This window comes from Achromobacter pulmonis, from assembly GCF_002885955.2.
GTDB classification, from domain to species: Bacteria; Pseudomonadota; Gammaproteobacteria; order Burkholderiales; family Burkholderiaceae_B; genus Achromobacter; species Achromobacter pulmonis_A.
The window spans coordinates 385,108-408,594 of record NZ_POQS01000003.1; the positions used below are offsets into that span (position 1 = coordinate 385,108).

General features: G+C 69.1%; 22 protein-coding genes and 1 pseudogene. 9 read left to right on the forward strand and 14 right to left on the reverse strand.

What is annotated here, in order from left to right; genetic code table 11:
- The first annotated feature begins 9 nt into the window (after nucleotides 1-9).
- Entirely contained in the window at nucleotides 10-849 is an 840-nt protein-coding gene (locus tag C1I89_RS13075) for a class II glutamine amidotransferase (protein WP_102773208.1), read from the forward strand.
- A gap of 3 nt (nucleotides 850-852) precedes the next feature.
- Here the strand turns inward: C1I89_RS13075 and dapD are convergent, their stop codons facing one another.
- From dapD to C1I89_RS13120, 9 genes are all read right to left on the reverse strand, one after another.
- On the reverse strand, nucleotides 853-1,836 hold the full coding sequence (gene dapD / locus C1I89_RS13080) for a 2,3,4,5-tetrahydropyridine-2,6-dicarboxylate N-succinyltransferase (protein ID WP_102773209.1): 984 nt from the start codon (nucleotides 1,834-1,836) through the stop codon (nucleotides 853-855).
- An 80-nt stretch (nucleotides 1,837-1,916) separates the two neighbouring features.
- Nucleotides 1,917-3,047 (reverse strand): M20 family metallopeptidase, encoded by a 1,131-nt coding sequence (locus C1I89_RS13085; protein WP_102773210.1) that lies wholly within the window; start codon nucleotides 3,045-3,047, stop codon nucleotides 1,917-1,919.
- Between the two features lie 38 nt (nucleotides 3,048-3,085).
- Nucleotides 3,086-3,991: an alpha/beta hydrolase gene (locus tag C1I89_RS13090; RefSeq protein ID WP_102773211.1), complete on the reverse strand. Its 906-nt coding sequence runs from the start codon at nucleotides 3,989-3,991 to the stop codon at nucleotides 3,086-3,088.
- Nucleotides 3,991-5,001, reverse strand: a complete 1,011-nt coding sequence (locus C1I89_RS13095) for an ABC transporter ATP-binding protein (protein ID WP_102773212.1) — start codon at nucleotides 4,999-5,001, stop codon at nucleotides 3,991-3,993. The genes C1I89_RS13090 and C1I89_RS13095 overlap by 1 nt, the downstream gene beginning before the upstream one ends.
- On the reverse strand, nucleotides 4,998-5,981 hold the full coding sequence (locus C1I89_RS13100; RefSeq protein WP_102773213.1) for an ABC transporter ATP-binding protein: 984 nt from the start codon (nucleotides 5,979-5,981) through the stop codon (nucleotides 4,998-5,000). The genes C1I89_RS13095 and C1I89_RS13100 overlap by 4 nt, the downstream gene beginning before the upstream one ends.
- Nucleotides 5,982-6,095: 114 nt before the next feature.
- Entirely contained in the window at nucleotides 6,096-7,016 is a 921-nt protein-coding gene (locus tag C1I89_RS13105; protein WP_102773214.1) for an ABC transporter permease, read from the reverse strand.
- A gap of 6 nt (nucleotides 7,017-7,022) precedes the next feature.
- Nucleotides 7,023-8,000 (reverse strand): ABC transporter permease, encoded by a 978-nt coding sequence (locus tag C1I89_RS13110; RefSeq protein WP_102773215.1) that lies wholly within the window; start codon nucleotides 7,998-8,000, stop codon nucleotides 7,023-7,025.
- A 42-nt stretch (nucleotides 8,001-8,042) separates the two neighbouring features.
- The gene (locus tag C1I89_RS13115) at nucleotides 8,043-9,671 is read right to left on the reverse strand and encodes an ABC transporter substrate-binding protein (RefSeq protein WP_102773216.1); all 1,629 of its coding nucleotides are present in this window, start codon (nucleotides 9,669-9,671) and stop codon (nucleotides 8,043-8,045) included.
- Between the two features lie 58 nt (nucleotides 9,672-9,729).
- A complete protein-coding gene (locus C1I89_RS13120; RefSeq protein ID WP_102773217.1) occupies nucleotides 9,730-10,701 on the reverse strand; it encodes a succinylglutamate desuccinylase/aspartoacylase domain-containing protein in 972 nt (323 codons plus the stop codon).
- Nucleotides 10,702-10,978: 277 nt separating this feature from the next.
- Here C1I89_RS13120 and C1I89_RS13125 point away from each other — a divergent pair, with 277 nt between their 5' ends.
- Complete coding sequence (locus C1I89_RS13125) at nucleotides 10,979-11,890, forward strand: LysR family transcriptional regulator (protein ID WP_102773218.1); 912 nt, start codon at nucleotides 10,979-10,981, stop codon at nucleotides 11,888-11,890.
- A 54-nt stretch (nucleotides 11,891-11,944) separates the two neighbouring features.
- On the opposite strand, the gene C1I89_RS13130 is transcribed toward C1I89_RS13125, so the two are convergent.
- From C1I89_RS13130 to C1I89_RS13140, 3 genes are all read right to left on the reverse strand, one after another.
- On the reverse strand, nucleotides 11,945-13,525 hold the full coding sequence (locus C1I89_RS13130; protein WP_102773219.1) for an ABC transporter substrate-binding protein: 1,581 nt from the start codon (nucleotides 13,523-13,525) through the stop codon (nucleotides 11,945-11,947).
- 367 nt (nucleotides 13,526-13,892) lie between these two features.
- The gene (locus C1I89_RS13135) at nucleotides 13,893-14,126 is read right to left on the reverse strand and encodes a hypothetical protein (RefSeq protein WP_102773220.1); all 234 of its coding nucleotides are present in this window, start codon (nucleotides 14,124-14,126) and stop codon (nucleotides 13,893-13,895) included.
- 150 nt (nucleotides 14,127-14,276) lie between these two features.
- Complete coding sequence (locus tag C1I89_RS13140; RefSeq protein WP_102773221.1) at nucleotides 14,277-15,140, reverse strand: NAD(P)H-hydrate dehydratase; 864 nt, start codon at nucleotides 15,138-15,140, stop codon at nucleotides 14,277-14,279.
- Between the two features lie 101 nt (nucleotides 15,141-15,241).
- Between C1I89_RS13140 and C1I89_RS13145 the strand changes: the two genes are divergently transcribed.
- Nucleotides 15,242-16,075 carry an enoyl-CoA hydratase/isomerase family protein gene (locus C1I89_RS13145; protein WP_102773222.1) on the forward strand — a complete coding sequence of 278 codons (834 nt, stop codon included), beginning with the start codon at nucleotides 15,242-15,244 and terminating at the stop codon, nucleotides 16,073-16,075.
- A 184-nt stretch (nucleotides 16,076-16,259) separates the two neighbouring features.
- Here the strand turns inward: C1I89_RS13145 and C1I89_RS13150 are convergent, their stop codons facing one another.
- Both C1I89_RS13150 and C1I89_RS13155 read right to left on the reverse strand, forming a co-directional pair.
- The gene (locus C1I89_RS13150) at nucleotides 16,260-17,000 is read right to left on the reverse strand and encodes an enoyl-CoA hydratase-related protein (RefSeq protein WP_102773223.1); all 741 of its coding nucleotides are present in this window, start codon (nucleotides 16,998-17,000) and stop codon (nucleotides 16,260-16,262) included.
- Nucleotides 16,997-17,968, reverse strand: coding sequence for an NAD(P)H-dependent flavin oxidoreductase (locus C1I89_RS13155; RefSeq protein WP_102773224.1), 972 nt, complete (start codon nucleotides 17,966-17,968; stop codon nucleotides 16,997-16,999). The genes C1I89_RS13150 and C1I89_RS13155 overlap by 4 nt, the downstream gene beginning before the upstream one ends.
- Nucleotides 17,969-18,145: 177 nt before the next feature.
- Here C1I89_RS13155 and C1I89_RS13160 point away from each other — a divergent pair, with 177 nt between their 5' ends.
- The 6 genes and pseudogenes from C1I89_RS13160 to C1I89_RS13180 all read left to right on the forward strand — a co-directional run.
- Complete coding sequence (locus C1I89_RS13160; protein WP_102773225.1) at nucleotides 18,146-18,769, forward strand: TetR/AcrR family transcriptional regulator; 624 nt, start codon at nucleotides 18,146-18,148, stop codon at nucleotides 18,767-18,769.
- 28 nt (nucleotides 18,770-18,797) lie between these two features.
- Complete coding sequence (locus tag C1I89_RS13165; protein WP_102773226.1) at nucleotides 18,798-19,946, forward strand: acyl-CoA dehydrogenase family protein; 1,149 nt, start codon at nucleotides 18,798-18,800, stop codon at nucleotides 19,944-19,946.
- Nucleotides 19,947-20,051: 105 nt separating this feature from the next.
- Nucleotides 20,052-21,281, forward strand: coding sequence for a CaiB/BaiF CoA transferase family protein (locus C1I89_RS13170; RefSeq protein ID WP_102773227.1), 1,230 nt, complete (start codon nucleotides 20,052-20,054; stop codon nucleotides 21,279-21,281).
- Nucleotides 21,282-21,318: 37 nt separating this feature from the next.
- Nucleotides 21,319-21,561, forward strand: a pseudogene (locus tag C1I89_RS35205) (3-hydroxyacyl-CoA dehydrogenase NAD-binding domain-containing protein); the annotation flags it as partial.
- Nucleotides 21,559-22,263: a CaiB/BaiF CoA transferase family protein gene (locus C1I89_RS13175; RefSeq protein ID WP_369008017.1), complete on the forward strand. Its 705-nt coding sequence runs from the start codon at nucleotides 21,559-21,561 to the stop codon at nucleotides 22,261-22,263. The pseudogene C1I89_RS35205 and the gene C1I89_RS13175, both read left to right, overlap by 3 nt.
- Before the next feature lie 37 nt (nucleotides 22,264-22,300).
- Nucleotides 22,301-23,487, forward strand: a 1,187-nt coding sequence (locus C1I89_RS13180; protein ID WP_102773526.1) for a 3-hydroxyacyl-CoA dehydrogenase, incomplete at its 3' end; no start/stop codon positions are given.

The following is a 23,487-nucleotide window of genomic DNA, read 5'->3' on the forward strand; positions in this document are numbered from 1 at the left end:
GAGCGCGCCATGTGCCGTTGGCTAGCCTATACCGGTAGTCCCATCCAGATGGAGAGCGTGCTGTTCAAGGCCCGGCACTCCCTCATCGACCAGAGCCTGCATGCGCGCATGGGCGCGACCACCACCAATGGCGACGGATTCGGCCTGGGCTGGTACGGCCGCGCGCCGGAGCCGCCGTTCCGCTACCGCAGCGTGCATCCGGCCTGGAACGACCGCAACCTGCGCGAGGCGGCGCGCGCCATCCATGCGCCGCTGTTCGTCGCCCACATCCGCGCGGCCACCGACACGCCGGCCCAGGAAACCAACTGCCATCCGTTTCGCCACGGGCAGTGGCTGTTCGTGCACAACGGCGTCATCCGCGATTATCCGCTGCTGCGGCGTGACCTGATGCTGATGATCGCGCCGGCGTATTTCGGCTCGCTGGAAGGCTCCACCGATTCGGAAGTGATGTTCCTGCTGGCGCTCAGCTTCGGTCTGGAGGAAGACCCGGTGCTGGGCCTGGCGCGCATGGTGGGCGCGGTGGAAGAGACCGGCAGGCGGCATGGCGTGGCGCAGCCGATCAACATGACGGTCTGCGCGCTGGACGGCCAGCGCCTGATCGCGGTGCGCTATTCCAGCGAGGGCGATTCGCGCACGCTGTTCCACAACACCTGCGTGCGCCACCTGCGCGAGCTGTACCCCGACAACGCGCAGATCGCGGCCCTGGACGACGATGCCTTCCTGCTGCTGTCCGAGCCCCTGACCGAAATGCCCGGCGCCTGGGAAGAAGTGCCCGAGGCCACGGCCATCATCGCCGGCCGCGGCAGCGTGACCCATCATCCGTTCGCGCCGGTGCCGCCGGGGCGGTAGCGCTCAGTGCCCGCTATGCAGGGCCGGGTTCAGCGTGCCCCAGGCGGCGGTGCGCACCAGCGACTCGACCGCGCCGGTCTGCGAGTTGCGGCGAAACAGCAGGCCGTGCTGGCCCGCTAGCGACGTGGCCTTGACCACCGCGCCTTCCGGCGTCAGCACGCGGGTGCCGGCGGTGATGTAGCAGCCGGCCTCGACCACGCAGTCGTCGCCCAGCGAAATGCCGATGCCCGAATTCGCGCCCAGCAGGCAGCGCTTGCCGATGGACACCACCTGTTTGCCGCCGCCGGACATGGTGCCCATGATGGAAGCGCCGCCGCCGATATCGCTGCCGTCGTCGACGATGACGCCGGCGCTGATGCGGCCCTCGACCATCGAGGCGCCCAGCGTGCCGGCGTTGAAATTGCAGAAGCCTTCATGCAGCACCGTGGTGCCGGGCGACAGGTGCGCGCCCAGCCGCACGCGCGCGGTGTCGGCGATGCGCACGCCGCCGGGCACGACGTAGTCGGTCATGCGCGGAATTTTGTCCACGCCGCGGATCTCCAGCACCTGCCCCGAGGCGCGCAGGTGCCAGCGCAGCGCGTCGACCTGGTCGACCGCGCAGGGGCCGGCCGAGGTCCAGGCCACGTTGGACAGCACGTTGAACAGGCCGTCGAGGTTGGCGTCGTGCGGGCGGATCAGCCGGTGGCTGAGCAGGTGCAGGCGCAGATAGGCGTCGTGCGCGTCGACCGGCGGCTCGTCCAGCGAGGCGATGGCGGTGCGCACGGCCACGATGTCCACCTTGCGGCGGGTGTCGCGCACCAGCGCCGTGGGCACGTGTTCGCCAAGGGCGGCGCGCGCTTCTTCGGGGCTGAGGTGGCGGGTGCCGGTGGCGGGCGCGCCTTCGGCCAGCGAGGGGCGGGGATACCAGGTGTCCAGAATGCTGCCGTCGGCGGCCAGCGTGGCGACGCCATAGGCGATGGCGCTGAGGGGCGTGTGGGAGTCGGACATGATCAGCAGGGCGGGGCGCGGTCTCGGGGGGTAAATTCTAGGACAAAACGCCCGCGTCCCCCGAGGTCGCGCGCGCCCTCTCAGACCAGTTCTTTGAGCAGCAGCTGCCAGAACTTCTGGCGTTGTTCCAGCGTCGAGACCAGCACGTATTCGTTCAGGGTATGCGCGCCGTCGCCGTCGGCGCCCAGGCCGTCGAGCGTGGGGATGCCCATGGCGGAGGTGAAGTTGGCGTCGCTGCCGCCGCCGGTCATGGGGGCGTCTTCCAGCAGGAAGCCGGCGCGCTCGGCGTAGCCCTGCACCAGCGCCAGCAGCTGGGCCGCGGCCTCGGTCTTGACCATCGGCGGGCGGTTCAGCTCCACGTCGATGTCCAGCTCCACGTCCGGGCCCACCGCGCACAGTTCGCGCATGCGGCGCAGCACGTCCTCGGCGGCGCCCATGTCGGGCACGCGGAAGTCCACCACGCAGCGGCACTGCGCCGGCACGGTGTTGGTCACGGTGCCGCCGGCGATGGTGCCCACGCTGACGGTGATGCCGCGCTCATAATCGGTCATGGCTTCCAGCGCCAGCACCTGGTGCGCCATTTCGCGGATGGCGCTGCGGCCCTTGTCGTGGTTCATGCCGGCGTGCGCCGGACGGCCCTTGACGTTCAGGTTGAGCATGCCGGTGCCCTTGCGCGCCGTGACGCACTTGCCGCCGTTGGCGCGGGCCGGCTCGCACACCAGCGCGTACTTGGCGTTGGCGGCGAAGCGCTCGATGTGCGGGCGCGAGGCATGGCTGCCGGTTTCCTCGTCCGGCACCACCAGCATGTCCACGGGCAGCCGGGTCGCGTCGGGCTGCGCCAGGCCGGCCAGGGCCGACAGCGCCAGGTAGATGCCGGCCTTCATGTCGTAGCCGCCGGGGCCGTAGAGGCGGTCGCCCTCGATGCGCACCGGGTTCTCCAGCAGCGTGCCGACCGGGTGGACGGTGTCCATGTGGGCCAGGATCAGGATGCCGGGGCGGCTGTCGCCGGGGGCGCGGTTGGTGACGTACAGCAGCGGGCCGGTGGCCGGGCCCAGGGACGACAGCTCCACCGTCAGGCCGGCGGCCGCGGCGTAGTCGGCGATGATGCGCGCCATCGCGGCGATGCCTTCGGGAAAATTCGAGGGCGATTCGCATTGCAGCCAGCTCTGGATGCCGGCGACGATCTGTTCGGTGCTGGGGGGGGTGGACATGGCGGTATCGGATTCGGGCTAAGGGAAAGGGAAGGCGCTCAGGCGACCTGCTGGCCGGCCAGGCGGGCCAGTTCGGCGGCGTCGGGCATGCAGCCGTCGAACCACAGGCTGGCGCACACCGCGGACATGGCGCGGCCGTCGTGGCCGATGCCGGGCACGACCTGCAGCTTCCAGCCGAACGGCACGCCGCGGCGCTCGGCTTCCTTGCGGCCGAACTCGTAGTAGTTCTGCGCGCGCGCGAAACGGTGCGGTCCCTGGCGCATGGCGGCCGGCTCGGACGGCAGGTTGGGGTCGTCGGTGGCGATGTCCTGGTCGCCGGCCAGGATGGTCATGGGATAGGCCAGCAGCTTCACCAGGTGCGCTTCGGTCAGGCCGACGCCGTCCATGCCTTCGGGGAAGGGATGGTCGAAGGTGGGCAGGGTGTACCAGCCCGGGTTGCCGGCGGTCACGGCCTTGAACGGCGCGTGCGACTGGCTGCTCATCAGGCGGTGCACGAACTGGCCGCCCGCCGAATGGCCGAACAGGTGGACGTTCTGGCCGTCGGTGATCTCGGCGGCGATCAGGTCCTTGATGACGTTGCCGACCAGCGCATAGGTCCAGCCGTCGACGTGGCGCGGATTGCCGCCGGCCGAGAACACGCGGCCGTTGTTGTAGCTTTCCACGCCGGGCCAGATCTCGTTGGAGAAGGTCGGCGCCACGATCAGCAGCTTGTGCTTGTCGGCGGCGGGCACCCAGAAGTCGCGGTATTCGTCGCCGTTGCGCAGCACGCCGTGCTGCACGATGACCACCGGCCGGTCCGGCGTGTAGCCGTAGGGGCGGTAGGTCTGCAGCTTGAACGGACGGTCGGCGTTGCGGTCCTCGTCCACGTACTGGATGGCGTTGCGGCCGGCATGGCCCAGTTCGATGGCGATGCGGTCGACGTTGGACATTTCGGAAGGTTTCATCAGGCGTGCGCCTCATTCAGGTGGCAGGCCGACCAGTGGCCCGCCGAGATTTCTTTCAGTTCCGGCGCCTGTTCGCGGCAGCGCGGCATGGCGTGGGGGCAGCGGGGATTGAAGGTGCAGCCCGGCGGCGGATTCAGGGGCGAGGGGATCTCGCCCTTGATCGGGGTGAACTTGCGGCCGCGGCGGCCCACGTCCGGCACTTCGGCCATCAGGGCCTGAGTGTACGGGTGGTTGGCGCGCGCGAAGATCTCGGCCGAGGTGGAGATTTCCACGATCTTGCCCAGGTACATGATGGCCACGCGGTCGGAGATGTGCTTGACCACGCCCAGGTCATGGCTGATGAACAGGTACGTGAAACCGTGCTGTTCGCGCAGATCCATGAACAGGTTGATGACCTGGGCCTGGATGGACACGTCCAGCGCGGCCACCGGTTCGTCGCAGACCAGGAACTTGGGCGCCACCATCAGCGCGCGGGCGATGCCGATGCGCTGGCGCTGGCCGCCGGAGATTTGGTGCGGGAAGCGGTCGCGGTATTCGGCGTCCAGGCCCACTTCGGCGAGCGCGCGGTCGATGCGCGCCGGAATCTCGGCGGCCGGCGCCAGCTTGTGGACCTTGAGCGCTTCGCCCAGGATCTGGCGCAGGCGCTGGCGCGGATTGAGCGAGGCCTGCGGGTCCTGGAAGATCATCTGCACGCCCAGCGTATAGGCCAGCTTGTCCGCGCCGCGCAAGCGGTTGGCGTCGCGGCCCTGGTACAGCAGTTCGCCTTCGGTCTGGCGGTGCAGGCCGGCCACGACGCGGCCCAGCGTGGACTTGCCGCAACCGGATTCGCCGACCAGGCCCAGCACTTCGCCGCGCCTGATCGACAGGTCCACGCCGTTGACCGCGTAGACGGTGCGGCGGTCGATGGGGCGGCCGGCCACGGCCAGGATGCGCTGGGCCAGGTCGGGACGCTGCTCGAATCGCTTGTGGACGTTCTTGAGCTCGATGACGGGAGTATCGGCTTGGCTCATACGGACTGGGCCTCGCGGGCAATCGGCGCATAGCAGCGGTAGCTGCGCGGGCCTTCGGTGGTGACGGTGGGCGCTTGCTCGGTGCAGCGCGTGACGGCGCTGGTGCAGCGCGGACGGAACGGACAGCCCGAGGGGCGGCCGGCCAGGCTGGGGGCCATGCCGTCGATCTGGTGCAGGCGCGCGCCGGGCCGGGTGGCGCCGGGCATGGAGTCGAGCAGGCCCTTGGTATAGGGGTGGCGCGGGGCGTCCAGCACCTGCTCGACCGGGCCGCTTTCGACGATGCGGCCGGCATACATCACGGCCACGCGGTCGGCCAGCTCGGCCACCACGCCCAGGTCGTGGGTGATCCAGATCAGCGCCGTGTCGTGCTCGCGGCAGATCTCCTGCATGCGGTAGAGGATCTGGCCCTGGATGGTGACGTCCAGCGCCGTGGTTGGCTCGTCGCAGATGATCAGGTCGGGCTTGTTCAGCATCGCGATGGCGATCGCCACGCGCTGGCGCATGCCGCCCGAGAATTCGTGCGGATAGCTCTTCAGGCGCTTTTCCGGCGAGGGGATGCCCACCATCGCCAGCGCCTCGCGGCAGCGCTCCTCGGCCTCGGCGCGCGAGACGTTCTCGTGCGTGAGGATGGCCTCCATCATCTGCTCGCCGATGCGCAGCACCGGGTTGAGCGTCATCAGCGGGTCCTGGAAGATCATGGCGATGCGGTTGCCGCGCAACTGGCGCATCTGTTCTTCGGAGAGCTTGCGCAGGTCGGTGCCCTTGAATTTCACTTCGCCGTCCACCACTTCGCCGGGCGGGTCGATCAGGCCCAGCAGCGAAAAACCGGTGACGGATTTGCCGGAGCCGGACTCGCCGACCAGGCCGACGATCTCGCCGCGGCGCACGGTCAGGTCGACGCCGTCGACCGCCAGCCAGGCGCCGGCCTCGGTATGGAATGCGGTGCGCAGGCCGCGCACCTCCAGTAGGGTTTCGCTCATTTCAGATTTCCATTGCGCGGGCATTGCCCAGCGGGGCCGCGCGGAGCCGGCTTTGCCGGTCCGCAGCGGCGCCCCCTTGAGGGGGAAGCGCGCAGCGCTTCGGGGGTGGGCGGTTCATGCTCGTCGCGGGTCCAGGGCTTCGCGCAGGCGGTCGCCCACGATGTTGATGGAAAGAATCAGCAGCAGCAGGGCGATGCCCGGGAACAGGCTGATCCAGTAGTCGCCCGACAGCAGGTACTGGAAGCCGTTGGAGATCAACAGGCCCAGCGAGGGTTCGGTGATCGGCACGCCCACGCCCAGGAACGACAGCGTCGCTTCCAGCGCGATGGCGGTGGCGATCTGGATGGTGGCGAACACCATCACGGGGCCCAGGCAGTTGGGCAGCAGATGGAACAGCATGATGCGCCAGGCCGGAAAGCCCAGGTTGGCGGCCGCTTCCACGTATTCCTTGCGGCGTTCCTGCAGCGCGCGGCCGCGCATGATGCGCGCGTAGTGGCCCCACTGCACCAGCACCAGGGCGAGGATCACCTTGTCCACCCCGCGCCCCAGCACCACCAGCAGCACCAGCGCCACCAGGATGGTGGGAAAGCCCAGGATGAAGTCCACGATGCGCATCAGCACGGTGTCGACCAGGCCGCCGATGTAGGCGGCCACCAGGCCGACCGCGCCGCCGACCGCGGTGGCCAGCACCACGGCGGACAGGCCCACCATCAGGCTGATGCGCAGGCCATACAGGATGGCGCTGAGCATGTCGCGGCCCTGGTCGTCGGTGCCGAGCCAGGCGATGCTGCCGTCCATCAGCGCCTGGCGCGGCGCCAGGCGGCCGTCCATGAGCGACAGGTTGGCCAGGTCGTAAGGGTTCTGCGGCGCGAAGTAGGGCGCGAAGACCACCAGGACGATCAGGATGGCCAGCGCGATGACGGAGCCGCGCACCGTCGGGCGCGCGTGCAGTTTCTTGAGGATGGCGGCGCGCCGGGGCGTCTCGGCCAGGGGCTGGACGGTGCGGGTGCGGCCGGGATTGGGAATTTGAGCCATGGCGGATTATTGAGCGGGAGTCACGAGCTGCACGCGCGGGTCGAGCGTGGCGTACAGGATGTCCACAACCAGGTTGATGATCACGAAGATCAGGGTGACCAGCATCACGTAGGCCACCACGACCGGGCGGTCGAGCTGGTAGACGCTGTCGATGAGCAGCTTGCCCATGCCCGGCCATGCGAACACGGTCTCGGTGATGGTGGAGTAGGCGATGAGGGTGCCGAACTCCATGCCGATCACGGTGACCACGGGGATCAGGATGTTGCGCAGGATGTGGCGGCGCACGATGCGGCCGGGCTTGACGCCCTTGGCGCGGGCGAACTTCACGTAGTCCTGGCTGCGCGCCTCGACCACGCCGGAGGCCGTCAGGCGCAGCACCAGCGCGATGTTGGCCAGCGCCAGGTTGATGGCCGGCATGATCAGGTGCGACCAGCCGTCGGCGGTCAGGATCGACAGCGGCACGCCCAGCACGCTGACCGTGTCGCCGCGGCCCGTGGCCGGCAGCCAGCCCAGCCACACCGCGAACAGCAGGATCAGCATCATGCCCTGCCAGAAGTTGGGCAGCGAAAAGCCCAGCACCGACGAGGCCATGATGCCGCGGCCCAGCGGCTGGTCGCGGTACAGGCCCGCGACCAGGCCCAGCGGAATGCCGAACACGCAGGTCAGCAGGATGGCCACGACCACCAGTTCGAAGGTGGCAGGGATGCGCTGCACGATCAGCTCGATGGCGGGGATGCCGTGCACGAAGGACGTGCCCAGGTCGCCGTGCAGCGCGCGCCATAGAAAGCCCGTGTATTGCTGCCACACCGGCAGGTCCAGGCCGAGGCGGGCGATCATCGCCTCGCGCGCGGCCTGGCTGGCTTCGGGGCTGACCAGCAGCTCGATCGGATCGCCCACCGCGTAGACCGCGAAGAAGACCACGACCGACACGGCCAGCAGCACGAACAGACTCTGGATCAGTCTGCGTAGGATGAAGAGGGCCACTTGATGATTTCCTTGGTGGGCTCGGGGTTGGGGGTGTAGACCTTATTTGTTGGCGGGCCTGGCCGACATGGCCAGCGTGTACTGGTCGGCCCGGCCTTCGTAGGTCAGGCCCTTGCGGAACGCCCAGATGCTGCTTTCGAAATGCAGGGGGATGCTGGGCAGGTCGGCCAGCGCCAGGGTCAGCGACTGCTGCAGCAGTTTTTCGCGCACGGCCGGGTCCACGGTGACCAGGGCGCGCTTGAACACGCCGTCGAACTCGGGGTTGTCATAGCCGCCGTAGTTGCTGGTGCCCAGGCCGTGTTCCTTGTCGTACTTGCTGACCCAGTACTGCAGGAAGGACGAGGCTTCGCCGGTTTCGGACGACCAGCCGCCCATGGCGAAGCTGAACTCGCGCTTGGCGCGCTTGGGGAAGTAGACCGAGCGCGTCATGGTGTCCACGGTGGTCTTGATGCCCACGCGCGACAGGTATTGCGCCACCGCCTGCGTGACCTGCGCGTCGTTGATGTAGCGGTCGTTGGTGGACGAGACGGTCAGCTCGAAGCCGTCCGGGTAGCCGGCCTCGGCCAGCAGCTTCCTGGCGGCGGCCGGGTCGTACTTGAGCTCGGGCGGATTGGGCAGCGTGCCGAACATGCCGTCGGGCAGGAACTGGTTGGCCGGCGTGGCGGCGCCGTCCATGATGCGGGCGGCGATGGTCTTACGGTCGATGGCCAGCGAAATCGCGCGGCGCACGCGCACGTCCTGCAGGGGATTCTTGCCGTTGGCGGCCTTGACCAGCGGACTGGGATCGCGGCCCACGTCGGGCTGGAAGTACACCACGCGCACCGAGGGGGTGATGACGTGGCCGAAGCCCGGGGTCTCGGAGATGCGCTTCACGTCGCGCGCGGCGGGGTTTTCGATCAGGTCGAAGTCGCCCGCCAGCAGGCCGGTCAGGCGCGGGCCGGCGGCCGGCACCGGCACCAGCTTCACGTCCTTCCATGCCGGCTTGTCGCCCCAGTAGGCGTCGTTGCGCGTCAGCTCGATGCCGGTGCCCTTGACGTAGCTTTTCAGGGTGTACGGCCCGGTGCCGATCACCGAGCGGCCGGTATTGAAGTCGGCCACGGTGGGCCAGGCGCCGGTGACGCCGCACTTGTTCTTCAGGTCGAAGCTGATGGGGCCGTGTTCGGCGATGCCGTTCCACAGCATGCCCATGCGGGTCAGGTCGTTGGGCAGCAGCGGATAGGGCTGGCGCGTCCTGATCACCAGGGTATTGCCGTCGCGCACCTGCACGTCGGCGAACTTCTGCACGATGGACGGATACGAGCTGCTGATGGACTGCTCGTTGTTGACCACGCGGCAGAAGGTGAAGAGCACGTCCTGCGCCGTGAACGGCTGGCCGTTGGAGAACTTGACGCCCTCGCGCAGCGTGAATTCCCAGGTCGTGTCGTCCACCGGCTTCCAGGCCGTGGCCAGGCGCGGGATCAGGTTCATCTTGGCGTCCTGCCCCACCAGCGTCTCGAACATGTGCGAGGTCATCGCGTCGTTCGGCGTGGCCTGGTGATAGTGCGGGTCCATCGAGGTCGGCTCGGACGAAAGGCCGATCCTGAGGACGCCGGCGTCCTGGGCCAGCGCCGGCGCACAGGCGGCCAGCGTACAGGCGGCGATGAGGCTGCGGTAGTAGGTCTGGGCGGGCATGGTTTTTTTCCCCTTTGCTGTCTCGGATGTTATGTGGCGGCGCGGCGCGCCGGACGCGTCAGGCGATGGGCTGCGCCAGCCGCACCACGGTCACGCCGGGCCGCAGGTTGGCGGTCGAGGGCATGATCAGCACGCAATCGTCATAGGGCGTGACCACCGGCTCGCCTTCGGACCAGCCGATCAGCGTGCCGGCCTTGGCCAGCGTCTCCAGGCCCTTCCAGGGCTGGGCGAAGCGGAAATCCGCGCTCTTGGCGGCGATGGCGTGGGTGACGCGCAGCGCGCGCTGCGCCGGCGCGTCAGGGGCGAACCAGGAGGCGGGCAGGTCGCCGCGGTCCACGGCGCCGGCCGCCGCCAGGAAGCGCGCCATCTGGTCGACGGCCACGTCGCGCGCCTCGGGCGCGCCGTGAAAGCCGCATTCGATCAGCAGCGAGCGGGTGCCGTTCTCGCCAGCCGCACCGAAGCGGCCGTAGTCGCGCATGCGCACGCCGGCGGCGTGGCCGGCGTCGGCGATGATGGTGCCGGGATTGCCCAGTTCCAGCGCCAGGTCGATATTGCGCTGCTGCATGCCGGTCAGCTGCAGCGGCACGTCGGAATTGCTCATCGAGTGGAAGTCCAGCAGCCAGTCGGCCCGCTCCACCCAGGGCCGCAGTTCGGCGGCGCGGCGCCGTTCCTGGCTGCTGGGCGTGTCGAGCTTGTCGCCGCTCCAGACCCGGTTCATGTCTTCGTCGACGAAGCGGGCGGGGGCATAGTTGGCGGGATCGAAGCGGTCGAAGGCCGCCAGGTTGCAGAACGCCAGCGTCAGCGAGCCGCGGCGCGGCCGCAGGCCGGCGGCCAGCGCCTCTTTCAGCGCCCAGGCGCCGCACAGTTCGTTGCCGTGGATCAGCGCGCTGAGCATCACGCGCCGGCCCGGCGCGCCCGAATCGAAATGCCAGACGCCCGGCGTGTCCGTGTTGCCCGACCGCTCTGCGGACAGGTCCGGACAGGCAAGTAGAAATGGGCGCGGAACAGACGCGGCGGCGGGCGTAGGCATGGGGACTCCGATGAAGCGACGGGATTGTATAGGCGATGGCGCGGACGTTGACGGCTAGGCGCCGGAAATGGCCGCGCGGCGCACGGTCAGGTGCGCTGGAATGGCTGCAAACACGGGTTTTCCCTTATATATGGGGCGCGTCATGGGCGCGCCGCCTTCGAGTATTGGCCGAATTCTAGGAGCTTGGCTGCTTTCTCTACAATTAGAAAATTTATCGTGAGCTTTGCGGAAAAGGCAAAGCTCGCTCAACCATGCCCCGTGGGCCTGGAGGTCGGACGTGCACGGCATCGCCTTGAAGTACTTTCTGGAGGTCGCCCGGGCGGGCAGCCTGAGCGGCGCTTCCGAGCGCCTGCACGTGGCGGTGTCGGCCATCAGCCGGCAGATCGCCAAGCTGGAGGAGGAGGCGGGGGCGCCGCTGTTCGAGCGCGCGGCCCGCGGCATGGTGCTGAGCGAGGCGGGGCGACTGCTGCTGGCGCACGCGCGGCGCACCATGCTGGAAGCCGATTCGGTGCTGCAGGAGATCGCCGCGCTCAAGGGCGTGGCGCGCAACGAGATCCGCGTGGCCTCGGTCGAGGGCGTGGCGCGCATTTTCCTGCCCTCGGTGATGGCGCGGTTTCGCCGCGACTGGCCGGACATCCGCTTCGACCTGCACGTGGGCTCGCCCGCCGAGGTCAGCCGCCGGGTGGTCGAAGGCAGCGCCGAGCTGGGCATGGCCTTCATCGCCGAGCGCATCGGCGGGGTCAGCGCGCGCTACTCGCGGCGCGCGCCGGTGCACGCGGTCATGGCGGCCGACCATCCCCTGGCCGGCCGCGCCAGCGTCAGCCTGCAGGACCTCAGCAAATACCCGCTGGCGCTGACCGGGCCGGGCACCACCACCCGCCAGCTGTTCGAAATGGGCTGCGCGCTGGAGTCGGTGCAGCTGGAGCCGGCGCTGACCTGCAATGATTCTTCGCCGCTGCACGGCTTCGTGTTCGGCTCCGACGCCATCATGCTCAGCGGCTATATCTCGGTGGCCTGGAGCCTGCGGCGCGACGAATTGATCGCCGTGCCGATCTCCAACGCCGAACTGCAGTCGCGCACCCTGCAGATCCAGGTCATGCCGGGCCGGGTGCTGCCGCCGGCGGCCGAGGCCTTCGTGGCGCTGCTGTCGCAGGAACTGGACCGCGCGCTGCAAGGCAGCGCGGCCTAGCCAATAAAAAACGGCTGCCCGCGGGCAGCCGTTTTCAGGTTCGGACGGACCCGATTACTTCTTGTCGGGCGTGACCGAGGTGGCCAGCGTGTATTGGTCGCGGCGGCCTTCGTAGGTGATGCCCTTGCGGAAGGCCCAGATGCTGCTTTCGAAGTGCAGCGGGATCAGCGGCACGTTGTCCAGCGCGATCTGGGTGGACTGCTGCAGCAGCTGCTCGCGCTTGGGCGCGTCCACCGTCACGATGGCCTGCTTGTAGACCTTGTCGAACTCGGCGTTGCTGAAGCCGCCGTAGTTGCTGGTGCCCAGGCTCTTGGGCGAATCCAGCGAGGCCACCCACAGCTGGAACAGCGCCGAGGCCTCACCCGTTTCCGCCGGCCAGCCGCCCATCGAGAAGCTGAACTCGCGCTTGGCGCGCTTGGGGAAATAGATGGAAGCCGTCATGGCGTCCACGTTGGTCTTGATGCCGACGCGGGCCAGGTACTGGGCCACGGCCTGCGCCACCTGGCCGTCGTTGACGTAGCGGTCGTTGGTCGAGGACAGGGTCAGCTCGAAGCCGTTGGGGTAGCCGGCCTCGGCCAGCAGCTTCTTCGCGCCCTCGGGGTCGTACTTGATTTCCGGGGCCTTGGGCAGGGCGCCGAACATGCCGTCGGGCATGTACTGGTAGGCCGGGGTGGCCATGCCGTCCATGATGCGGGCGGTGATGGCCTTGCGGTNNTCCTGCAGCGGGTTCTTGCCGTCGGCGCTCTTGACGAAGGGGCTGGGGTTGCGGGCGACGTCCGGCTGGAAGAACACCAGGCGGGTCGACGGCGTGGCCACGAAGCCGAACTTCGGATTGTCCTTCAGGCGCGGCAGATCGCGCGCGGCCGGGTTTTCGATCATGTCGAAGTCGCCCGACAGCAGGCCGGTCAGGCGCGGGCCGGCCGAGGGCACCGGCACGAACTTCACTTCCTTCCAGTAGGGCTTGGGACCCCAGTAGTTCTCGTTGCGCACCAGCTCGATGCCGGTGCCCTTGACGTAGGACTTCAGGGTATACGGGCCGGTGCCGATGGCGTCCTTGCCGTTGTTGAAGTCGGCCACCGTGGGCCAGGCGCCGGTGACGCCGCAACCCTTCTTGGGATCGAACGTCAGCTTGCCGTGCTCGACGATGCCGTTCCAGATGATGGGCAGCGAGCGGGCCAGTTCGGCCGGCATCAGCGGGAACGGCTCGCCGGTCTTGATGATCACGGTGTGCGCGTCCGGCGTCTGCACGTCGGTGATGCGCTTGGTCATGTCCATGTAGGACTGCGACACGTTGGTTTCGTTGTTCAGCGTGCGGCAGATGGTGAACAGCACGTCCTCGGACGTGAACGGCTTGCCGTTGGAGAACTTGACGTCGTCGCGCAGCTTGAATTCCCAGGTATTGTCGTCCAGGGTCTTCCACGAGGTGGCCAGCGCCGGCACCAGCTTCATGTCGGCGCTGCGGCCCACCAGCGAACTGTAGACGTGCGCCGAGAACGCATCGTTCTGCGTCATCTTGTGATAGTGGGGGTCCGCCGAGGTGGGTTCGGCCGACAGGCCGATCTTCAGCGTCTGGGCCTGGGCGGCGGCCAAGGGAATGGCGGCGGCCGCAAGGGCCAGCGTGGTGCGCAACTTCATGGTGACAACTCCGGATGGGGAACGAACCGGATCGTGCTTGCGCGTAACCGCCTGCGCCGGCCGCGCAGGCGGGCCGCCCGCTGGGGAGCTCAGGGAGTTTTGGCGCCAGGCACGACGGCAAGGGGCCGATTATCGGTAGGGGCTTCGCGCGCTGTCAATCTGCAACGGCGATTGCGGCGCTAGGGAAAACGCCGAGAGGAAGGGGAGAGAGGGCGTCGCGGGGGCCCCGGAATACAGGGCCGGCGCGGCGCGAAGGCGCTGCGGTGAGGGTCGCGGCGCCGAAGGCCGCCTGCCGATGTCCCGGCAGGCGGGGCGCGCCAGACTGATCGCGGGAGATCGATCGCGATTCAGGCCGGCGCGGCAGGGCTTACCACTGCGAGCCGGAGAAACGCGAGCTGGCGGCGCGGGCCTTGTTCATCGAATCGTTCACTTCGTCGATGAAGGACAGCACGGCGGCAACGGCTCCGATCACGGCTTTGCCGGCCTTCTTCAGGCTGGTCAGCGGATGGGCATTCGGTTGGTTTTCGAGAGCGCCGCGGAGCAGGTCACGCTCCAGCGCGTCGGTCAGGCGGGCAGTGTGGTTCAGGGTCAGTTCGCTCATGGCTTTCTCCAGTCCGTTTCGTCATGGGGTAAACCATTATAGGGATAACCCTAGGATAAAAGCAACGAGTCTTTTAGGGTAAACCCCTAGTATGTTGTAAAAATGTTTATGCGGCAGGCACTTACGGGACATTTCCCCTGGGAAAGCGCCTTATCGGCCGCCGTTGCGCAGGCGGCGGGCGGCGTCGGCCAGCTCCCCCGCCGTCAGGCCGATGGGCCCGATGCCCGCGGCCACCAGGGCGTCGGCCGCCGCGCCGTGCAGCCAGACGGCGCCGGCCACGGCCTGCTCCAGCGGCAACTGCTGCGCGAGCAGCGCGCCCAGCATCCCGGCCAGCACGTCGCCGGTGCCGGCGGTGGCCAGCCCCGGATTGCCGCTGGGGTTGGTCCGCAGCGCGCCTTGCGGCGAGCACACCACGGTGCCCGCGCCCTTGAGCACGATCCACGCGCCGTAGCGCCGGGCCAGCTCGCGGGCCGCGCCCGGCCGGTCCGCCTGGACGTCGGCGGTGCCGGCGCCCAGCAGGCGCGCCGCCTCGGCCGGATGGGGGGTGAGCACCACCGGGCCGGCGCCCCAGCCGGGCTGGATCTCGCCGCGCGCCAGCAGGTTCAGGGCGTCGGCGTCCAGCACCAGCGGCGCCTCGCGCCGCAATACGAACAGTTCGGACAGGATATTGGCGGCCAGCAGGCCGGTGCCGATGCCGCAGCCGGCCACCCAGGCGGTGACGCCCAGGTCCGCTTCCAGCAGCGAGCGGGCGTCGCGCAGCATCAGCTCGGGCTGCAGCGGGTCGCAGGCCAGCGGTGCGGCCTCCTGGGCGAAGCCGACCAGCACCTTGCCGGCGCCGGTTTTCAGCGCGGCGCGCGCGGCCAGCAGCGCCGCGCCGGTCATGCCCGGCCCGCCGCCCACCACGCCGACGGTGCCGAAACTGCCTTTGTGCGTGTCCGGGCCGCGTGGGGCGAACAGGGCGGGCAGGGCGGCCGGGTCGATCATGCCGCCGGACGGCGGGGCGGAAGTGTTCATGGGCTGGGGCTCCGGACGGATTCGGCTTAAGGTAGATGCCGGTATCCACTATAGTGCGCCGCAACGGCCCGGCGCCCGGGAATAACGACATGGAGCAGACAATGACCGACATCACCCTCGAACACTATGCGGCCTACGAGGCCCTGAAGCTGCGTCGCCACCCGGGCGGCGTGCTGGAACTCATCATGGGCTCGCGCGGCGGCGTGCCGGGCAAGCTGTCCACGGCCGACGACCGCATGCACCGCGAACTGGCCGACATCTGGCGCGACATCGACGCCGATCCGGACACCCGCGTGGTGGTGATCCGCGGCGAAGGCAAGGGCTTCTCGGGCGGCGGCGACCTGGACCTGGTGCAGCAGATGGCCGACGACTTCGACGTGCGCGCCCGCGTCTGGCGCGAGGCGCGCGACCTGGTCTACAACATCATCAACTGCAACAAGCCCATCGTGTCCGCCATGCACGGCGCAGCGGTGGGCGCGGGCCTGGTGGCGGGGCTGCTGGCCGATATTTCCATCGCCGCGCGCGACGCGCGCATCATCGACGGGCATACCCGCCTGGGCGTGACGGCCGGCGACCACGCCGCCATCGTCTGGCCGCTGCTGTGCGGCATGGCGCGCGCCAAGTACTACCTGATGCTGTGCGAAACCGTCACCGGCGAAGAGGCCGAGCGCATCGGCCTGGTGTCGCTGTGCGTGGACGAGGCCGAACTCATCGGCCGCGCCTTCGAGATCGCCAACCGGCTGGCGGCCGGCTCCCAGACCGCCATCCGCTGGACCAAGTACTCGCTGAACAACTGGCTGCGCATGGCCGGCCCCAGCTTCGATACCTCGCTGGCCCTGGAGTTCATGGGCTTCGGCGGCCCGGACGTGCGCGAAGGCATCCAGTCCCTGCGCGAACGCCGGGCGCCGAACTTCCGGCCGGATTCGCCGTTCTGAGGGGGGATGCCGGCTGGCGCCGGCCGATGGGTTTCGCGCGTTCGGCGCTTGGTTGTTTGCGTAGACGGTCTCGCGCTGCACCCATCCTACGTCGCGATCCGCCCGTAGGATGGGTATAGCGCGCCGCCCTCATCACAAGAACACGACTGCCGAGCGCGCGAAACCCATCGGCCACCCCCAACCCCTATTTCTTGAAAAACCGCGCGAACGCGGCCTGCGCTTCTTCGGATTGCAGGCGCACGCGGAACTGCTGGGCTTCGTAATCCAGCGTTTCCTCGATGGCCTGGCGGTCCGGGCGGCGCAGCATGGCCTTGGTCAGGCGCAGGGCGGCCGGGGGCTGGCGCGCCAGGTCGGCGGCGGCGGCCTGGGCGGCCGCCAGCGCCTGTCCGGACGGGGTGACCGCGGTGGCCAGGCCGGCCTGGGCGGCGTCCTGCGCCGAGAACGCCTTGCCCTGTAGCAGCCATTCGGCGGCGCGGCGCGCGCCCGCCAGCCGCGGCAGCAGCAGGCTGGAGGCGCCTTCCGGGCACAGGCCCAGCGCCACGAACGGCATGCGCAGGCTGGCGCCTTCGCCGACGTAGACGAAATCGCAATGCTGCAGCAGCGTCACGCCGATGCCGACGGCATGGCCCTCGACCGCGGCGATGACCGGCACGTCGGTCCCGATCAGGGCCCGCAGGAAGGTCATGCCGGCGCTGTCGCCGGCGCCGCGTTCGACCTGGAAGTCGCGCAGGTCGTTGCCGGCCGTGAAGTTGCCCCCCGCGCCGGTCAGGATCACGGCGGCCAGCGTCTGGTCGCCGCCCGCCAGCGTCAGCTGCTCGCTGAGTGCCGCGTAGGTGGCGACGTCGAGCGCGTTGCGGCGGTCGGGACGGTCTATGGTCAGCGTAAGGACGGCGCCGTCGCGCGCCACGTTGAGTCCCGCGCTCATGCGAAATCCCCGCCCGCCAGGCGCGTCTTGGCCTCGGCGTACTCGCGGCGCAGCGTGTCGACGATCTCGCGCGTGGGCAGCACGCTGGCGATGCCGCCCACGCCCTGGCCGGCGCCCCAGATGTCCTTCCAGGGCTTGACCCGGGTGCTGCCGAAGTTGGAGGCGCCGCTTTCCGGCGCCGGCAGGTTGGCCGGGTCCAGGCCGGCGGCGGCGATGCTGGCCTTCAGGTAGTTGCCCGGGATGCCGGTGAAGAACGGCGTGTAGAGGATGTCCGAGGCGCTGGCCTCGACGATGGCGGATTTGTAGCCGTCGCTGGCGTTGGCCTCTGCGCTGGCGATGAAGCGCGTGCCCATGTAGGCGAAGTCCGCGCCCATGGCCTGCGCGGCCAGCACGTGCGCGCCCGAGGTGATGGCGCCCGACAGGATCAGCGGGCCGTCGTAGAAGCGGCGCACTTCCGACACCAGCGCGAAGGGGCTGAGCGTGCCGGCATGGCCGCCCGCGCCCGCGCACACCAGGATGAGGCCGTCCACGCCGGCCTCCAGCGCTTTTTCGGCATGGCGCAGCGTGGTCACGTCGTGGAACACCTTGCCGCCCCAGTCGTGTATGCCCTTGACCAGGTCGCCGGGGGCGCGCAGGCTGGTGATCACGAGCGGCACCCGGTGGCTGGCGCACACCGCCAGGTCCTGGTCCAGCCGGTCGTTGGACTGGTGGATGATCTGGTTGACCGCGAACGGCGCCACCTTGGCGTCCGGATTGGCTTCGCGGTACGAGGCCAGCCCGGCCTGGACTTCGTCCAGCCAGTCGGTCAGCAGGCTTTGCGGGCGCGCGTTGAGCGCCGGAAACGCGCCCACGATGCCGCTGGTGCACTGCGCCACCACCAGCTTCGGATTGGACACGATGAACATGGGGGCGCAGATCACCGGCAGGGACATCTGGCCATACAAATCAGTCACGAGAGAGTGGGGCATAAGCGTCGTCGCGAAAAGAATTCCGAGGGCTTGAGCATTGCAGGCGGGTGTGCCTATAATTATCTACCGACCGTCCGGTAATTAATTAATCTTTATTAAACGGCATGCGCCGAAGCGCTGTCAATGGAGCCCGGTCCGGGCTTCCGCCAGCGCCGGCGCGGCCCTGAAAAGGCTGCCATGGCGACCTCCGCCCCTCCCGCCCAGAAACGCGCCCGCGCCGGCCGTCCGCCGTCCCTGGCGGCGCCGCGCGAACGCATCCTGGAAGAAGCCGCCAAGCTCTTCGCCCGCAGCGGCTATGACGGCAGCTCCGTGTCCGACCTGGCCGCCGCGCTGGGCGTGTCCAAGGCGGCGATCTATCACTACTACACCACCAAGCAGGACATCTACGACGCCATCATCCTGGCCGCACTGAGCGGGCTGACGCAGGCCGTCGGCCAGGCGCTGGCCCGCGCCGACGGCGCCGGCGAGCGGCTGCGCGCCTTCATGCTGGCCCATGCGCGCTATTTCGAACAGCACCAGCCCGAATTCGTCACCATGCTGATCGGCTATTCCGGCATGGCGCTGGCCGAGCGCGAGGACGCCGCGCGCCTGCGCGACGGCTACGAGCAGCGCCTGCGCGAGGTCATCGCCCAGGGCGTGGCCGAAGGCGCGTTCCGGCCGCTGGACGTGCCCGCCGCCGGCCGCGCGGTGCTGTCGATGCTGAACTGGATGGTGCGCTGGTACAAGCCCGGCCAGGGCGAAACGGCGGAAGGCATCGCCGCCGGCTATTTCGATTTACTGATCGGCGGCATGCGCGCCTGAGCCCCGCCACACCTTTGAGACTTCCATCATGGCCCTCGACACCGAAACCCTGAACCTGCTGCTCGACGCGGTGCGCCGCTTCGTGCACGAACGCCTGATCCCCGCCGAAGAAGAACTGGCCGCCAGCGGCCAGGTGCCGCCCGACATCGTCGCGGAAATGCGCGACCTGGGCCTGTTCGGCCTGTCCATCTCGCCGGATTACGGCGGCCTGGGCCTGACCATGGAAGAGGAAGTGCGCGTGGTTTTCGAACTGGGCGAGACCTCGCCCGCGTTCCGCTCGCTGGCCGGCACCAATATCGGCATCGGCTCGCAGGCCATTGTGCTGGCCGGCACGGATGAACAGCGCCAGCGCTACCTGCCGCGGCTGGCCAGCGGCGAACTGATCGGCTCGTTCGCGCTGACCGAGCCGGACGCGGGCTCCGACGCGATGGCGCTGCGCCTGTCGGCGGTGCGCGACGGCGACGAGTACGTGCTCAACGGCACCAAGCGCTTCATCACCAACGCGCCCATCGCCGGCCTGTTCTCGGTCATGGCGCGCACCGCGCCCGAGCGCCGCGCCGGCTCGATCTCGTGCTTCCTGGTCGAGGCCGGGGCGCCGGGCCTGTCGATCGGCAAGCCCGACAAGAAAATGGGCCAGGCCGGCGCGCTGACCAGCGACGTGGTGTTCGACAACTGCCGCGTGCCGGCCAGCGCGCTGCTGGGCGGCGAGGAAGGCAACGGCTTTCGCACCTCGATGCGGGTGCTGGACAAGGGCCGCCTGCACATCTCGGCGCTGTGCGTGGGCATCGCCGAGCGGCTGCTGCGCGACGCCGTCAAGTACGCGCTGGAACGCAAGCAGTTCGGCCAGCCCATCGCCGAATTCCAGCTGATCCAGGCCATGATCGCCGACAGCCAGGCCGAGCTGTATGCCGCCCGCTGCATGGTGCTGGACGCCGCCCGCATGCGCGACCGCGGCGAGAACACCACCATGCAGGCCGCCTGCTGCAAGCTGTACGCCACCGAGATGGTGGGGCGCGTGGCCGACCGCGCGGTGCAGATCCACGGCGGCTCCGGCTACATGTCCGAATACGCGGTGGAGCGCTTCTACCGCGACGTGCGGCTGTTCCGCATCTTCGAGGGCACCTCGCAGATCCAGCAGCTGGTCATCGCCCGGGAAACGATCAAGGCGCATTCCTGAGCCTGCGTCCGGGCTAATATCCAGCTTGACCTACGTCGATCCGGCCCGGCTCGCGCGCCGCCGCGAGCCGGGCGTCCTCATTCTCTTCTAGCGAAAAGATTACCGATGTCGCAACGTCCCGCTCCCCTTACCGGCATACGTGTGCTCGACCTGACGCGCGTCCTGGCCGGCCCCTGGTGCACCCAGAATCTCGCCGACCTCGGCGCCGAGGTGATCAAGATCGAACGGCCCGGCTCGGGCGACGATACGCGCGCCTGGGGGCCTCCCTACCTGAAGGACGAGGCCGGCAACGACACCAGCGAGGCGGCCTACTACCTGTCGGCCAACCGCAACAAGCTGTCGGTGGCGCTGGACATCGCCTCGCCGCGCGGCGCCGAACTGGTGCGCGAACTGGCGCAGCAGTGCGACATCCTGGTGGAAAACTTCAAGGTCGGCGGCCTTTCCAAGTACGGCCTGGACTACGCCAGCCTCAAGGAAATCAATCCTCGCCTGATCTACTGCTCCATCACCGGCTTCGGCCAGAACGGCCCGTACGCCAGCCGTCCCGGCTACGACTTCATGATCCAGGGCATGGGCGGCCTGATGAGCATCACCGGCGAGCGCGACGACCTGCCCGGGGGCGGTCCGCAGAAGGCCGGCGTGGCCGTGGCCGACCTGATGACCGGCATGTATTCCACCGTGGGCATCCTGGCCGCGCTGCACGAACGCGCGCGCAGCGGCCTGGGCCAGCACATCGACATGGCGCTGCTGGACTGCCAGGTGGCGATGCTGGCCAACCAGAACCTCAACTACATGACCTCGGGCGTCGCGCCCCGGCGCGCCGGCAACGCGCACCAGAACCTGGTGCCGTACCAGGTGTTCGCGGCCAGCGACGGCCACCTCATCGTGGCGGTGGGCAACGACAGCCAGTTCCGCAACTACTGCGGCGTGATCGGCCTGCCCGAACTGTCGGCCGACCCGCGCTTCTCCACCAATCCGCAGCGCGTGAAGAACCGCGAGGAGCTGGTGCCGCTTCTGGCCGAGCGCATGGCCACCGGCGAACGCGACCACTGGCTCGCGGCCCTGGAAAGCGTGGGTGTGCCGGCCGGCCCGATCAACACGCTGGACCAGGTCTACGAAGATCCCCACGTGCTGGCGCGCGGCATGAAGCGCGAACTGCCCCATCCGGCCGCCGGCAAGGTGCCGATGGCGGCCAGCCCGCTGAAGTTCTCCGGCAGCCCGGTCGAATACCGCCGCCCGCCGCCCATGCTGGGCGAGCACACCGCGCAGGTGCTGTCCGAGCGGCTGGGGCTGTCGGCCGAAGAAATCGAGGCGCTGGCGCAGAGCCGGCCCTGAACCCAATTCCATATAGACCACAGGCAGGAGAGAGTTGATGACGGAGATTCAAACCATCGGCGTCGTGGGCGCCGGGGCCATGGGGCGCGGCATCGCGCAGATCGCGGCGCAGGCCGGCCTGCGCGTGCGCCTGTACGACACCAGCGCCGAGGCCGTGGCCAACGCGCGCGAGTCGCTGCGCCAGACCTGGGAAAAACTGGCCCAGAAGGGCAAGCTGAGCGCCGCCGACGCGCAGGCCGCGCTGGCGCGCGTGGAATCGGCCACCGCCCTGACCGACATGTCCAGCTGCCANGTGGCCGACCTGATGACCGGCATGTATTCCACCGTGGGCATCCTGGCCGCGCTGCACGAACGCGCGCGCAGCGGCCTGGGCCAGCACATCGACATGGCGCTGCTGGACTGCCAGGTGGCGATGCTGGCCAACCAGAACCTCAACTACATGACCTCGGGCGTCGCGCCCCGGCGCGCCGGCAACGCGCACCAGAACCTGGTGCCGTACCAGGTGTTCGCGGCCAGCGACGGCCACCTCATCGTGGCGGTGGGCAACGACAGCCAGTTCCGCAACTACTGCGGCGTGATCGGCCTGCCCGAACTGTCGGCCGACCCGCGCTTCTCCACCAATCCGCAGCGCGTGAAGAACCGCGAGGAGCTGGTGCCGCTTCTGGCCGAGCGCATGGCCACCGGCGAACGCGACCACTGGCTCGCGGCCCTGGAAAGCGTGGGTGTGCCGGCCGGCCCGATCAACACGCTGGACCAGGTCTACGAAGATCCCCACGTGCTGGCGCGCGGCATGAAGCGCGAACTGCCCCATCCGGCCGCCGGCAAGGTGCCGATGGCGGCCAGCCCGCTGAAGTTCTCCGGCAGCCCGGTCGAATACCGCCGCCCGCCGCCCATGCTGGGCGAGCACACCGCGCAGGTGCTGTCCGAGCGGCTGGGGCTGTCGGCCGAAGAAATCGAGGCGCTGGCGCAGAGCCGGCCCTGAACCCAATTCCATATAGACCACAGGCAGGAGAGAGTTGATGACGGAGATTCAAACCATCGGCGTCGTGGGCGCCGGGGCCATGGGGCGCGGCATCGCGCAGATCGCGGCGCAGGCCGGCCTGCGCGTGCGCCTGTACGACACCAGCGCCGAGGCCGTGGCCAACGCGCGCGAGTCGCTGCGCCAGACCTGGGAAAAACTGGCCCAGAAGGGCAAGCTGAGCGCCGCCGACGCGCAGGCCGCGCTGGCGCGCGTGGAATCGGCCACCGCCCTGACCGACATGTCCAGCTGCCAGGTGGTGGTGGAAGCCATCGTCGAGCGCCTGGACGTCAAGCGCGACCTGTTCGCCGCGCTCGAAGGCGTGGTTTCCGAAGACTGCATCCTGGCCTCGAACACCTCGTCGCTGTCCATCACCGCCATCGCGGCCGCCTGCAAGCATCCGCGGCGCGTGGCCGGCTACCACTTCTTCAACCCGGTGGCGCTGATGAAGGTGGTCGAAGTCATCGACGGCCTGCGCAGCGCGCCCGAAGTCGGCGACACGCTGGCCGAGCTGGCGCGCCGCATGGGCCACACGCCGGTGCGCGCCAAGGACATGCCCGGCTTCATCGTCAACCACGCCGGGCGCGGCATGAACACCGAAGGCCTGCGCGTGGCGCAGGAGGCGGTGGCGTCCTTCGCCCAGGTCGACGCCGTGATGCGCGAACAGGCCGGTTTCCGCATGGGCCCGTTCGAGCTGCTGGACCTGACGGCGCTGGACGTGTCGCATCCCGTCATGGAGTCGATCTACCGCCAGTTCTTCGACGAGCCGCGTTTCCGCCCGTCGCCCATCACCACCGTGCGCCTGGCCGGCGGCCTGATCGGCCGCAAGGCCGGCGAGGGCTTCTACGTCTACGCCGACGGCCAGAAGCAGGTGCCGGCCGAGCCGCCGGTGCCGGCGCTGCCCGCCGACCTCAAGGTCTGGGTCAGCCCCAAGCATCCCGAAGGCTACGCGCGCGCCATCGCGCTGCTGGAAAAACTGGACGCCCGCCTGCTGAGCGGCTCCACGCCCGACGCCGACGCGCTGATCGTCGTCACGCCGTTCGGCGAGGACGTCTCCACCACGGTCTCGGCCCAGGGCCTGGACCCCGCGCGCACCGTCGGCCTGGACACGCTATACGCCTTCGACAGCGCCAAGCGCCGCACCATCATGGCCTCGCCGGCCACCGAAGAAAAATGGCGCGACGCCGC

Excerpts from the sequence above, each read along its gene's own strand:
- C1I89_RS13075 (WP_102773208.1), top strand. The coding sequence starts at position 10 with ATGTGCCGTTGGCTAGCCTATACCGGTAGTCCCATCCAGATGGAGAGC.
- dapD (WP_102773209.1), bottom strand. The coding sequence starts at position 1,836 with ATGTCCGACTCCCACACGCCCCTCAGCGCCATCGCCTATGGCGTCGCC.
- C1I89_RS13085 (WP_102773210.1), bottom strand. The coding sequence starts at position 3,047 with ATGTCCACCCCCCCCAGCACCGAACAGATCGTCGCCGGCATCCAGAGC.
- C1I89_RS13090 (WP_102773211.1), bottom strand. The coding sequence starts at position 3,991 with ATGAAACCTTCCGAAATGTCCAACGTCGACCGCATCGCCATCGAACTG.
- C1I89_RS13095 (WP_102773212.1), bottom strand. The coding sequence starts at position 5,001 with ATGAGCCAAGCCGATACTCCCGTCATCGAGCTCAAGAACGTCCACAAG.
- C1I89_RS13100 (WP_102773213.1), bottom strand. The coding sequence starts at position 5,981 with ATGAGCGAAACCCTACTGGAGGTGCGCGGCCTGCGCACCGCATTCCAT.
- C1I89_RS13105 (WP_102773214.1), bottom strand. The coding sequence starts at position 7,016 with ATGGCTCAAATTCCCAATCCCGGCCGCACCCGCACCGTCCAGCCCCTG.
- C1I89_RS13115 (WP_102773216.1), bottom strand. The coding sequence starts at position 9,671 with ATGCCCGCCCAGACCTACTACCGCAGCCTCATCGCCGCCTGTACGCTG.
- C1I89_RS13120 (WP_102773217.1), bottom strand. The coding sequence starts at position 10,701 with ATGCCTACGCCCGCCGCCGCGTCTGTTCCGCGCCCATTTCTACTTGCC.
- C1I89_RS13135 (WP_102773220.1), bottom strand. The coding sequence starts at position 14,126 with ATGAGCGAACTGACCCTGAACCACACTGCCCGCCTGACCGACGCGCTG.
- C1I89_RS13140 (WP_102773221.1), bottom strand. The coding sequence starts at position 15,140 with ATGAACACTTCCGCCCCGCCGTCCGGCGGCATGATCGACCCGGCCGCC.
- C1I89_RS13145 (WP_102773222.1), top strand. The coding sequence starts at position 15,242 with ATGACCGACATCACCCTCGAACACTATGCGGCCTACGAGGCCCTGAAG.
- C1I89_RS13150 (WP_102773223.1), bottom strand. The coding sequence starts at position 17,000 with ATGAGCGCGGGACTCAACGTGGCGCGCGACGGCGCCGTCCTTACGCTG.
- C1I89_RS13155 (WP_102773224.1), bottom strand. The coding sequence starts at position 17,968 with ATGCCCCACTCTCTCGTGACTGATTTGTATGGCCAGATGTCCCTGCCG.
- C1I89_RS13160 (WP_102773225.1), top strand. The coding sequence starts at position 18,146 with ATGGCGACCTCCGCCCCTCCCGCCCAGAAACGCGCCCGCGCCGGCCGT.
- C1I89_RS13165 (WP_102773226.1), top strand. The coding sequence starts at position 18,798 with ATGGCCCTCGACACCGAAACCCTGAACCTGCTGCTCGACGCGGTGCGC.
- C1I89_RS13170 (WP_102773227.1), top strand. The coding sequence starts at position 20,052 with ATGTCGCAACGTCCCGCTCCCCTTACCGGCATACGTGTGCTCGACCTG.